9 protein-coding genes and 1 pseudogene are annotated in these 12987 nt (G+C 44.8%); 1 reads left to right on the top strand and 9 read right to left on the bottom strand.

Annotation, left to right across the window (positions count from 1 at the left end; translation table 11 throughout):
* Positions 1–146 precede the first annotated feature (146 nt).
* The 9 genes from JCM15548_RS06060 to JCM15548_RS06020 form a co-directional block, all read right to left on the bottom strand.
* The gene (locus JCM15548_RS06060; protein WP_062123378.1) at positions 147–1139 is read right to left on the bottom strand and encodes an HAD family hydrolase; all 993 of its coding nucleotides are present in this window, start codon (positions 1137–1139) and stop codon (positions 147–149) included.
* A 1-nt stretch (position 1140) separates the two neighbouring features.
* Positions 1141–1986: a ComEC/Rec2 family competence protein gene (locus tag JCM15548_RS06055; RefSeq protein WP_062123376.1), complete on the bottom strand. Its 846-nt coding sequence runs from the start codon at positions 1984–1986 to the stop codon at positions 1141–1143.
* 469 nt (positions 1987–2455) lie between these two features.
* A complete protein-coding gene (locus JCM15548_RS06050) occupies positions 2456–4015 on the bottom strand; it encodes a site-specific integrase (RefSeq protein ID WP_162198179.1) in 1560 nt (519 codons plus the stop codon).
* Between the two features lie 703 nt (positions 4016–4718).
* Positions 4719–6872, bottom strand: a complete 2154-nt coding sequence (scpA, locus tag JCM15548_RS06045; protein WP_062123370.1) for a methylmalonyl-CoA mutase — start codon at positions 6870–6872, stop codon at positions 4719–4721.
* Between the two features lie 46 nt (positions 6873–6918).
* The gene (gene mutA / locus JCM15548_RS06040; RefSeq protein WP_062123367.1) at positions 6919–8778 is read right to left on the bottom strand and encodes a methylmalonyl-CoA mutase small subunit; all 1860 of its coding nucleotides are present in this window, start codon (positions 8776–8778) and stop codon (positions 6919–6921) included.
* A 253-nt stretch (positions 8779–9031) separates the two neighbouring features.
* Positions 9032–10120 (bottom strand): endonuclease/exonuclease/phosphatase family protein, encoded by a 1089-nt coding sequence (locus tag JCM15548_RS06035; RefSeq protein WP_062123364.1) that lies wholly within the window; start codon positions 10118–10120, stop codon positions 9032–9034.
* A gap of 123 nt (positions 10121–10243) precedes the next feature.
* A complete protein-coding gene (locus tag JCM15548_RS06030) occupies positions 10244–10885 on the bottom strand; it encodes a DUF3137 domain-containing protein (protein WP_062123361.1) in 642 nt (213 codons plus the stop codon).
* Entirely contained in the window at positions 10878–11216 is a 339-nt protein-coding gene (locus tag JCM15548_RS06025; protein ID WP_062123356.1) for a hypothetical protein, read from the bottom strand. Before JCM15548_RS06025 ends, JCM15548_RS06030 begins: the two co-directional genes overlap by 8 nt.
* A complete protein-coding gene (locus JCM15548_RS06020) occupies positions 11209–11763 on the bottom strand; it encodes a LemA family protein (protein WP_062123354.1) in 555 nt (184 codons plus the stop codon). Before JCM15548_RS06020 ends, JCM15548_RS06025 begins: the two co-directional genes overlap by 8 nt.
* A gap of 403 nt (positions 11764–12166) precedes the next feature.
* Here JCM15548_RS06020 and tatC point away from each other — a divergent pair.
* Positions 12167–12981, top strand: a pseudogene (tatC, locus tag JCM15548_RS06015) (twin-arginine translocase subunit TatC).
* Positions 12982–12987: the final 6 nt, after the last annotated feature.

Genomic DNA, 12987 nt, shown 5'->3' with positions numbered 1-12987 from the left:
TGGGTTTGGCGTTAACGGTGGCAATATGCGGAGGCCGGGATTTCGAAGCTCCAACCTGTCAAACCGTTGCGAATTTGAGTAAATGTACAAAAGTTCAATTTACCCACATCCCCCGGCTTACGTATATTGCGTGTTATGGGCTGGCTTTATGTTCCTAATTGATTATCTTGTTTTTTCATGTATGAGATATAAATCCAAAAATTCAGTAAAATTGAGATTATCCCTCCAATTATTCCTGATAAATAATGAACTACGACTTTTTCAAAACACATTGCACTTATACAATAAATCATTGCTCCGAACATAAAAGCACTTACAAGTTGTATTACATAGAAGCAAACCAATTGCGTACTCCATTTATCGAATGCTGGAGGGAAATTTGTATTTGTATAAAACCTGGTGGCGTTTTCAAATCCAAATGGCTTATGTTTAAGGGCTAATTTTCTATGTTCATTTATATATCTGGCAGTTTTTGCATAATAAACCCTATTGCGTGAAATTAGAAAAGAGGCTAATAGAGAAAAAATATAACTAACACCAAATATGCTTGGAATTAACCATTGATAATTTATTGCGACTAAAGTGTTAACATTATCTGAATCTTTGGCAAAACCATAAATTGCCCACACTGCCGTTATCCCAAGTAATAATTCAATAAAACTAAATTTAGTTATGTCCCAGTTTAAAGAATCATAATGTCTTAATTGTTGGTAGCTTTGGTCAAAGTCATGGCTTAATAACTCATTTCCGTATTTTGACTCATGATTTTGATTTGTTCTAAGTTCCCAAGGCTTGAAATCATCAATACATTTCACAATTTCCTCCCAATCACCATTAAACTGAATTGCTCTATCATCTACATAAACATCTGCATATGGTTTTCCTCCAATCGCGTTCTCAGGCTGATGTGGATTTTCATTTATGTAATCAAATTCAAGTTTATTGTCATTTAAGAACTTTGTAATAAGTTCCGTATTCGTTCTTGTTGTAAAAATAATTATCAACCAGTCATTTTCCTTCAACTTTTGCAGTGCCTCCTTGGCACCCTCTATTGCATCACCAAAGTAAGTTTCACCTTTCCATTCCTCGTAGTGAGCAAGCGTGCCATCAAGGTCAATACATATTATTTTTTGTGCCATATTATTCCCAATTCGTATGTGTTTTAATGTATAATCCAGATGCTGATATTTTAATAAAAATAGAATTATCATTCCGTGTTGTTAGCACATATCTTGTACCAACACTTACTCCATCTAACGTCCTAAAAAACTCAATGCCACCGCCACCGTCTTTAACAGCCTTTGTATATTTATCTGTGCAACTTGTATTTTCGTTATCCTTATCTAATGACTTGTCCGAGATTATACAGATACTTGGTGATATATGGTCAAAAAGAGCACCGCAAAATCCATTTTCTCTCCCATGATGTGATGCTTTTAAGACAGTTGTCCCTTTAATAGCATTAAGAAAGTCCTTATTCTTAAGCATTTCCTCCCAACCAGTAGCCATTAAATCACCAGCCATAAGAACCTTATCATTCTTGTATGAGAGGATAGTAATTATACTCGAAGTATTTGGGTCTGTTTTGTCAAAGGAAGGGTAATACAACCAATGTCCAAAACCATTGGTTATTTGGACAGCACCGTCATCAGGTTTTATTGTCCTATATAATTCTTTTAATTTCTTTATTTTACTCTCATCAGACTTCTTCCATCCAATTTTGCTATTCTCAAATGAATTTGGGTTTGGACATCGAAAAGATTTTATTTCTTTTTTAGAAATTTCTTCAATGTCAAGAAAGTGGTCAGTATGAGGATGTGATATCTGCAATTCATTGATAGTTGAGACTTTCTTTAGAAATTCAGATGGAACAACTGCATCCTTTTCAGAACCACAATCAATTATCATATTTTCAGAATTAGGAGTTTCACAGTAGCAGAAATCTCCGTGTCCAACATTAAGAAATGCAATTTTTAGTTCACTCATATTTTAAATTTTGTAGTGGTCTATCGTCTCTTTAGCTTGCCCATAACGCCTCCATAAACGCATTGTGTTTATGACTATTATATTGTGGGGAGGCTTGGGGGTGTAAGTGATTGATTTAACGTGTGTATTGCTTTTTTGGATACATTTGGTTGGTGGTGGGGACTGGGTTTCATGGTGGCTGTATTTATGGTTAAATATGATTGGATTTGGGTTGGGATTAACTGCAATTGTTTGGTTTTTGTAATGTGTTGTTCAAATATATTATTAGTTGAGCGATTTAGTGCTATTTTTTTTATTTTGTTGACTTTGGACATAACTTCGTTGGCCTGAGTCCCATGACGCAGGGGGTGTTTTGGTAAGGAGACTATGTTTCAGACGAACAAACAATTATTTACTAAGTGCCTTTTTTTTGTAGCAGTTCTCGCCTAGGCTTCGTGCAATCAGCAATAGTTTTGCGGGTAGTTTTGAGCTAGGGCGGACCGTGATTTCTGTTCGCTTTGATGCTTATTTGGACTCCCGAACGACCGGGCGGATTTTTCAGGTTGAGCAGGGCACCACCTGAAAAGTGGTTGTGTCGGTCAGTGGTTTTGATGCTTTCATATCCTGGTATTGGCAGTTCTTGCCTGTAAACGATGTCTTTATTGACTTCAGGTGAATGGGTGGCAAAGCTTTGATGAAGCATTTGCATGGGTACTTTGCCTTGTATGCCTGCTGCTTTAGCCATCTTTTTTAGGATGGCTGATATACTGGTGGTGCTGCATTTCATGCCGGGCCTTTGGCCTTCAAAAAGATATATTTTTGGCTTATGAACGATCAGGTAGGTCCTTAGCAAATCATGCAGATGTTGTGAAAACAAGGAATAGCGGCTGCGCTTGCCCTCCGACGCTTTTAAATATAGCTGGTTGCGTTTAAAATCAATGTCGACCAGTCTCAGGTTTTGAATTTCCTGTTGGCGTAGATTGCTTATGCAGCCCAACTCTAACAGCAATTTGTGTTTGAGGTTGTCGGTGGTGCCCAGCATGGCGGCTATCTCCGACTCAGAGAAATAATCGGACACATGCCTGTCATTGCGGGGACGCACCAACGTTTGGGGTGAAACGGGAAGCTTGTGCACCTTGTGAAAAAAGAATTTGAAGCTGCTGATCATGGTATTCTGATGGGCAGAGGATTTCTTGCGGTGCAAGGCGATATAGGCCCGGATGTCGCCATCAGTGACAAAGACCGGATGTTTATAATTGAAATGCTTCAAAAACTTCATGAAGGCGCTGAGGTACATGGCGCGGGTTCTGAGGGGAAAATCTGTCCCCTTGAGAATCTGTTGATACTGTATCCGGTAGATATCCTCCATCCTGTAACGGCCCAATATCCGAAAAAGTTTACTTTTTAGGGTGCTTGTGTTGTATGCGTGACCATTGTTCTCAAATAAATAAGTGGTTTGGCGATATTGCTTATTACATTCCGTTACCAACCTCCGGAAATATTGTATGGCTCGTTCATCGTTGCCAGGCATGCGAAAATGGTGTTCAAACATATCCTTGGCTTCCTTTCGTAGTCTGCAAATATCACTCAGTTTGAAATTGGCATGGTAAACCAGGAAAAGAAGCAACTTGTCGCCGGGCGAGTCTATGCCATGGACTCGTTTTTCCAGGTCGTAAAATGGCAGGTAGAGCGTGAACAACGAGGCCTCTTTGTTCTTCGCCAGGGCGAAGAACATTTTTTCGCGCCCCAGTGTGCGCTCATAGTAAAACTTTATGGCGGAAACGGTTTGTTTAAGCCTTGTGGGGTGCATTATCATGCCTTGCGCTTTGACATAGCGCAAAAGCTCACGGTAACGGAGGGTGTTAATATCTGAATCGAAGTGGTGGGATAAAAATCCTTTAAAGGCTTTCAGGTATATGTTTTGTGTGGCCCGACTCAGGCCTTTCATCCCCATGGATTTTGTGAAGGCTTTAAGGAGGGCTTGATGGTATTCTGTATGGTATAAGTCACTGCCCTTAATAGCCAAATCAATCTCGAGAGTTCTGCGCATTTTCTCGGGATGAATAACAGGGTATGTACTCAAAAGGGCCATGTAAAACAGGGTTGCGGTTTACAAAAATTGTCAAGGAATTTACGTGAACCAAAGTAGATAAAAAAAACAATTAACCCAAAATGTTTAAAAGCAGAAATTATGGCGTTGTGAATTTCGGCGGAGATACTCAAACAGAGGATAATGACCACAAAAAGCAGAATTGAAAGTCTGGAACGCTGAAAACAACAAAAAGCAATGAATACCAACCAGGCTGAAGGTAAAATCACACCTCAAACTTTGCCGATACAACTTTACCGATTGAGCGCCTAACGAAATAACGAAGTTTTGAAACAGTAAACACAGAAGAAATGGACCATTTAAAGCAGAAACCAAATTCTGAAGGGCTGAGAACAGTATCAATTGAACACATAAAAAAGATGTAATGGTCTGAAGCGCTGAACACGACAAGGCCTTAATCCTCGGAAAAGCACAATATGATGTTAAGAGACTGAATTACCGAAACCCAGGGAGAAAACAAAGGTACTTTGAGCGGGCGAAAACGGGTTTACCTATAAACCAAGCGTTAATAACCGTAGGAAAAAGGCCAAACCTGATGGCCGGGAGAAGGCATTCATTTCTGTTGTAGAGAAAAACCGGGCGACTTAGAAAAAAGGGACTGCCCAATGAAGGCAATCCCTTTATTATTTACTTTATAAAAAATCTATGCTTCACGCATCTGCAGAAGGAGGCTCAAAATATCTACGCCTGCTTGAGCTACGGAGGTACCGGGACCAAAAATCCCAACTACACCGCAATCGTACAGATACTGGTAATCCTGGTGAGGGATAACACCTCCGGCGATGACCATGATGTCTTCACGGCCCAGATTTTTCAGTTCTTCGATGACCTGTGGAACAAGGGTCTTGTGACCAGCAGCCAATGAAGAAACGCCTAAAACATGTACATCGTTTTCAACGGCTTGCTTGGCAGCTTCGGCGGGTGTCTGGAACAAAGGTCCCATGTCCACATCAAAACCGATGTCGGCATAACCGGTAGCCACTACTTTGGCGCCGCGGTCGTGACCATCCTGTCCCATTTTGGCGATCATAATACGGGGCTGACGGCCTTCTACCTCAGCGAACTGACGGGCCAGCGACTGTGCCTTTTCAAACACGCTGTCGTCACCAGCCTCTGAAGAATAAACTCCACTTATGGATCGTATCACAGCTTTATATCTTCCTACAACCGTTTCACATGCATAAGAAATCTCACCCAAAGAAGCCCGCTTTTGAGCAGCATCAACCGCCAACTCCAAAAGGTTGCCCTGGCCGGTCTCCACACATTTGGTGATGGCCTTCAAGGCAGCTTGTACTTCTGCTTCGTTGCGCTCGGCTCTGAGTTTTTTCAGGCGCTCGATTTGTGACTTGCGCACAGCGGTATTGTCGATGTCCAAAATATCAATGGGATCTTCCTTTTCTAAACGGAAACGGTTGGTACCCACAATCACCTGCTTGCCACTGTCAATTTTGGCCTGTGTACGGGCGGCTGCTTCTTCAATGCGCATTTTAGGCAATCCGGTTTCGATGGCTTTGGCCATACCGCCCATTTCTTCCACTTCCTCGATCAAAGCCCAGGCCTTTTCGGCCAGCTCATTGGTCAGCGACTCCACATAATAGGATCCGGCCCAGGGGTCAACACCGCGACAAATCTGGGTTTCTTCCTGAATGTAAATCTGTGTATTACGGGCAATACGTGCCGAGAAATCGGTGGGCAAAGCAATGGCCTCATCCAAAGCGTTGGTGTGCAAGGATTGGGTATGTCCCAAAGTCGCAGCCATGGCCTCAATACAAGTACGACCCACATTGTTGAAAGGATCCTGCTCGGTGAGCGACCACCCTGAAGTCTGCGAGTGCGTACGCAGTGCCAGCGACTTGGCATTCTTGGGATTGAATTTATTCACAATCTTGGCCCATAACATACGACCAGCACGCATTTTGGCAATCTCCATGAAGTGGTTCATGCCCACGGCCCAGAAAAAGGACAAGCGCGGTGCAAAAGAATCCACACTCATGCCGGCATTCACACCTGCACGCAGGTACTCCAGACCATCGGCCAGCGTATAAGCCAGTTCAATATCAGCAGTGGCCCCCGCCTCTTGCATGTGATAGCCCGAGATGGAGATGCTGTTAAACTTAGGCATGTTCTTAGAGGTGTACTCAAAAATGTCGGCAATCACCTTCATCGAAAATTCCGGCGGATAGATGTAGGTGTTACGCACCATAAACTCCTTCAGAATATCGTTCTGAATGGTACCAGCCATATCTTCCAGCTTACACCCCTGCTCCAGTCCGGCCACAATGTAAAAAGCCAAAACAGGCAATACAGCACCGTTCATGGTCATGGAGACAGACATCTTATCCAGGGGAATACCATCGAACAAGACTTTCATATCCAGGATGGAGTCGATGGCCACACCGGCCTTACCCACATCACCCACAACACGCTCGTGATCAGAATCGTAACCGCGGTGCGTGGCCAGGTCAAAGGCAACTGAAAGACCTTTTTGACCGGCTGCCAGGTTACGACGGTAAAAAGCGTTAGACTCTTCAGCGGTGGAAAATCCGGCATACTGACGGATGGTCCATGGACGCATGGCGTACATACCCGAATAAGGTCCACGCAGATAAGGAGGCAAACCTGCAGCATAGTTCAAATGCTCCATGCCGGCCAAATCCTCTTTGGTGTAAACAGGCTTAACGGGGATACGCTCCGGCGTAACCCAATCTTTTTTAATCCCGTTTTTCTTGGCCCAGTCAGCAGCATTAGCGCCACAAGGCTCTTTTTGAAAGGATATTTTTGAAAAATCCGGTTTCATATTTTTATCTTTTTTTCGCTGAGGGTTTGAACCCGTTAGCGATTAACTAAACTCCTAAAACATTATTAAACCCTTGCAGTGTCTCCAACACATTGCTGCGGACATGCACAAAATGCTCGATGCCTTTGGACTTTAATTCGTCCATACAAGCAGGGGCACCGGCCACCACAAACTGCGCCTTACCATTGAGTTTTTCAAAGGCTGCAGGTGCCGCATTGGTGTATTCCTCGTCGGAAGAACACAGCACAACAATGTCCGCTTTGGCTTTCAAGGCGGCCTCAACACCTTCTTCAACCGTGGCAAAGCCAAGATTGTCGATGATTTCGTAACCGGCACAGCCAAAGAAATTGGCAGAGAACTGAGAACGGGCCAAACGCATGGCCAAATGGCCATAGGTCAACATAAATACTTTGGGACGTTTAGCTGATTTTTCTGTCGCTAAGCGCAAGGCCTCAAAGGCCTCTGCGCCTCTGAAAAGCTGAATGGGCTCCACGTCACCAGCCTCGGCTTTGGGACGGGCAACCACCCCTGCTTCAATGGCATCGGCCATGGTTTCTGCGGCATTGGGATACTGGTTGGTACCCAGGAATATTTCTTTGCGACTGGCAAAAGCCTTTGATTTCTCGGTGGCTGAAGCTTTAATCTGTGCTTGAATGGTTCCCGCTTTCAAAGCACTCAGGTAACCACCCTTTTCCTCGATCTCCACAAAGAGTTTCCAGGCTTCGCGGGCGATGCTATCTGTCAGATTTTCGATGTAATAACTACCTGCACCCGGATCAACGATCATGCTCAGGTAAGATTCTTCCTTCAGCAGCAACTGTTGGTTGCGGGCGATGCGCTCGCTGAACTCGTTGGGCGTGCGGAAAACCTTGTCGAAAGGCTGTACCGTCAAGGAGTGACAAGAGCCCAGGGCAGCAGACATGGCTTCGGTTTGCGTGCGAAGCATGTTCACATAGGGATCGTATATGGTTTTATTGAACTCAGAAGTCTCACAATGCACCACCATTTTGGTCGCTTCGTTGCCTGCAGGCTTGTAAGCATTGACGATGGTCGCCCACAGCATACGTCCGGCGCGCAATTTGGCAATCTCCATAAAGAAGTTGGAGCCCACGCTGAAAGTAAAGCGCAATGATTTAGCGGCCTCGTTGATGCTCAAACCACGATCGGTCAGCTGCGAGAGGTACTCGTTACCGGCTGATAAAGCAAAGGCCAGTTCCTGAACAATAGAAGATCCCGCGTTGCCAAAATATCGGCCATTCACATTCACTACCTGAAAAGCCGGCACTTTTTTGCCTTCTTTCACGACTTCAGCGACAAAGTCCATGGTTTTTTCAACGCTTTCGCACAAGCGGCCATCAATGGTTAGATTTCCAATGGGATCCAGGTTAATGGAACCCTTCACCGTTTCCAGGTTGCGGTTCTGCGACTTCAAGGTTTCCACGACCAGTTTCAACAACTTGTCGTTGCCATGCTGCGTAGAGAAGTTAAGCTCCACATCATCCGAGATGATGTTTTTCAAAAGCACCTGGATGTTCTCTGCACTAATGAGTGCTTCATCTTCGAACTGAAAACCCAATGAGTTAATCCCTTTGGTCAGCAATACCAGCGCCTTTTCATTGGCCGTTGCGGCATCTTTAACCACCACATCCTGGCGTACCAGCCATTTGTTGGAGGTTTTGGTGCCACGGACGTAAGGAAACTCGCCCGGTAGCGAATCCAGGTATTGGACCTGTTTCAGATCCTCTTCACGGTAAAAAGGACGCACACTGAACCCTTCGTTGGTTCTCCAAACGAGCTTCTTTTCGAAGTCCGCCCCCTTAAGATCCGCTGTTATCTTGTCCATCCACTCCTGTGTACTCACAGGGGCAAAATCGCTGAACAGCGGTTGATTTGATTTATCTGCCATAATGTAACTGTTTTACTAATACCATTTACAGCCGGCAAAAGTACGGCTTTTGTTCCATACTAGGAGCATCTGATTTAGTGTTTAATAGCAGTATAAGCCCTGTCCGGCCGGCCTTCCATTTGATTCAATACCGACTTAATTTACAATAACTTAAGCTGAATTACAAACGGAAGCTTCAAAAATTTCCAAATGTGAAATTTTATTAAATCCTCTTTAGGAGGATAATAAAGTGGAGTAAGGACCGTGAGCTCCCTTATTTAAGGACGTAATTCACGCTTAAGGGACAATGATCCGACAAGCCAAAGGTATCGAAGCCACCAGCTTCAAAAGACTGATACGTCACATCAGATTCATCAACAAATGTGCGGTTGGTAAACAGGTAGTCCAGCTTGCGGTTCCAGCGGCCAATGCCATCCACCGTATGTGTAAAATAGGGGGCATTGTTGCGCTGATAATCGGACAGGGGAACCGCGGAGGAAAACGCCCCGTAGAACGGACTGAGCCAATCGGTCTCGGCTGAGTAGTCATCGGCCTCAAACTCGCCGGGGGGACAAACGGAATCGGGGAAACCTTTGGTTTGAGTGGTGCCCGGGGGCAGGGCATTCAAATCACCGGCAAAAATAAAAGGCTCTCCCCTGCTGGCCAAATCTTGCAGACGCTCAAAAATTAAATCCAGCTGCTTCTTTTTGGTGCCATCCTGGGCATAGGCGGCCGTGTGGGTATTTAACAAGGTAATTTTTTGGCCATGGATATCCACCACACAAGTCTGAAGGCAGCGCTTCAGGTAAAAATATTGAACCAGACAACTTTGCTCACCAATGAGGGGCAAAGCCATTCTCCGGCCTTCCGATATCGGCCAGCGACTGAATATCGCCAGACCCGAATTCATCCGCCCCAGTCCATCCGAAGGAATATAAGAAGCCTTCCACTGGGGGGTATAAAAGGCATATTGAAATTCGGTATGGTCCAGCACCCATTGCACCTGATCAACAAAGGCCGATCGCTTGCTTTGTACATCCACCTCCTGCACCATCAAAATATCCGGTTGGGTTTCATTGATGAAAGCAGTTATGCCTTCGAGGTGCCCCTGCACCTCATCAGATGTCATCACCACCCGGTCGCCAAAGCAATCGAAGAAAAATTCGATGCGGCCACCGCCGAACTTTAAATTCCAGGTCATCACTTCAAGCGTATCCCTGCCGGGCGCAGGCGATGCACCCTCTGAAATGTAGTAAGTGACATCCTCCTGGGTCAACTGCGTGCCAAACGGATCACAGGCCAGGAATAAGCCGAACACCAGAATGGATGACAAAAGCAGACAAAACCTTTTAAAGAAGCGCATGTTGTATTTTTTTATCATTGCTGCCCATTGCCCCCCCAAATTATATGGAACGAAGTTCGAAGTAAGTCAATAAAACAAGTTAAGTTGGTCCTATTTGTGGATCACTGGTCGGATTCTCTGTCCTTAGACTTTGGTCCATATCCGGGTATTCAAATTCAGTTCGCGAATAATCACCTCGTTCACTTTAAAGAGATGATACATATCCTCCATTTCGTGCAGCTTGATCACCGGTCCGAACAACTTCGGTTCAAAAAGGGCCTTATTCATGCCCAGGGCACAATAAACTCTGGACCCGACAAAGGAGAAATGTACCTGACAGTCGTAGAGCTGCTTGATTCGAAGCATGGCCTCCATTATAGTGGGCGTAAGGATGTATCGCGCCTCTATCTGATCGGTGGCATGCACCACAAAGGCCTTTTCGAATTCCACATTTTCCAATACGACGAGGGGGGCGGGACCAGAAATTTTTTGAAAGCGACGGCCAAATTTGCCCAGCAGGCGCTCTGCGGTATCGGGCGACACATAGGTGCGCCCAATGAAGTCCTTGTTGAAATCGGCATGAAAAAAGAGGCCCTTAAAAATGGTTACCCACCGCTCCTGCCGGCGCCCCTTGCTATCCGTGGTTACTTCTTTGTATTGCGTATGCAGCTCGGAACACTCAAAATCGGTCTTGTCCAAAACCCCCTGGACCAAATCATCCCCCTTGTAGCGATCCACCGACTTTCTAAACAAATCACTCTGGGCATAAACGGAACTGTCAATCATCCTGTGGGTGATAAGCCCAATCGGGATTCACCACCTTAACAACCTCCCGTACCACCTGTTCTTTGAATCCGGTATGATAAAGCTTCCAGGCCTTTTGCCCTTTCACTATAACAACGATGAGGCCAATAACCGACAACACCAGTCCGGCAATGGCCATGGAAGCACCGTTACTTATTAAAACAATAAAAATAATGAGCAGCACAACAGCTGCCACCCCGTAATAAACAGCTTTTTGGGCTTTTTCCCGAATGCGGGTCAATTCTCCAATCCGGGGTTTTATGGCCTTTTGATAGATCTCGGAGAGCTGGCCGCCTTCTATAACGCTATCCATTAAACAAATCTTTTACATTCACATTGGCTCTTTCTGCTTCCGGTATTTCGAAGACGGGTTTACGCTGAAGCCCCATCATACCGGCCATTAAATTTGCCGGAAAAGTTTCTACGCCGTTGTTGTAATCGGTGACTGCCGCATTATAGGCCCGGCGGGAAGCAGAGATTTGCGATTCCACTTCATTGAGTGTCCGCTGAAGATTCAGGAAGTTTTCACTGGCTTTCAAATCCGGATAATTCTCCACGGCGACCATGATTCCCCTGATGGCACCGGAAATTTGGTTATCGACCGCCACCTTTTCATCATTGGACAAATCCCCCGACACGGCCTGGGCCCGCAATTTGGTCACCTTCTCAAGCAGCTCTCTTTCGTGACTGGCATATTGCTGAACGGTGGCCACAATATTGGGAATCAAATCATAGCGTTTCTTCAGCTGAACATCCATGCCGCCAAAGGCGTTTTCCACTTCATTCTTTTTTCTAATCAGCCCGTTATAGAGCAGCAGCGCCAAAAGTGCCAAGACGGCAGCAATTATCAGTAAAGTCATGGTTATAAGTATTAAATAAAAAAAATAGATCTTTAGGTTAATAGATTATTAAAAAGGCAGAAGATCATGCCGATGTAAAGCCATACAATAATAAAAAGAAATGTTGAAGAAAGCATTTTTTTTGACAGCAGATCATAGCTCTCTGCATAGAAAGCGAATTATAATGGGAGAATCTGCCTTTTAGGAATCAATTGGTCTTGGCCAAAAGGCCGGTTTCAGAAATAAAGAAACGCTCCTCTTGCTGCCAGAAATATTGAAAAACAAAGGTCATTTTCGGGCCCTCTGAAAGGCATTTTTATTTCCGGACCGTCAATAATACCCAAAACATTTTCACCATAAATAATAGCTCGTTATCTTCGCAACATAAATATTGTCCACAAACACATTCCAAGCACTGGGAGTTATGAGTAAAAGTCAGCCACCGGAAATGACCTTTCTTGACCACCTCGAAGAGTTGAGGTGGCATATCATTCGCTCATTTTTGGCCATATTAGTTTTTGCCGTTCTGGCCTTTGTGTTTAAAAACTTCGTGTTTGATGTGGTTCTTTTGGGGCCCAGCCGACCCGATTTTTTCACCAATCAGTACCTTTGTCAACTATCAGAGATACTGCAATTACCAGCCTTGTGCATCAACCAGACCCAGTTGAAATTTCAGAACATCAACATGTCGGGACAGTTCACCATGCACATTTGGATTGCCTTTGTGGCAGGCGCAGTGGCTGCTTTCCCCTACATTTTTTATGAGTTTTGGCGTTTTGTGCGGCCGGCTTTGTACGAAAAGGAGATTGAGCACAGCAGAGGGGCCATATTTGCCGCCAGCGTGTTGTTCTCATTGGGTATTTTATTTGCCTACTATATCATAGCCCCCCTTTCTGTCTTTTTCTTAGGCAGCTACCAGGTGAGCGAAAGCGTAGAAAACATCATCAACTTTGGCTCTTATGTATCCACGGTGTCATCCATCGTTCTGGCCAGCGGGGTCATGTTTGAGCTGCCCGTATTCATTTATTTTTTAAGTAAGGTGGGTCTGGTAACGCCCGCCTTCCTGAAGAAATACAGAAGCATGCCATTGTACTCATACTTGCTGTGGCGGCCATCATCACACCGCCCGATGTGATCAGCCAGATCATGGTGTGTTTTCCGCTCATTTTGCTTTACGAAACTGGTATCATTATTGCTAAAAGAGTAGAGCGTAAGAAGGAAAAAGAATTTGCGCAATAAAATTCA

The sequence above is a fragment of the Geofilum rubicundum JCM 15548 genome, from assembly GCF_000974365.1.
GTDB classification, from domain to species: domain Bacteria; phylum Bacteroidota; class Bacteroidia; order Bacteroidales; family Marinilabiliaceae; genus Geofilum; species Geofilum rubicundum.
This window is presented reverse-complemented; position numbering and strand designations above follow the sequence as displayed.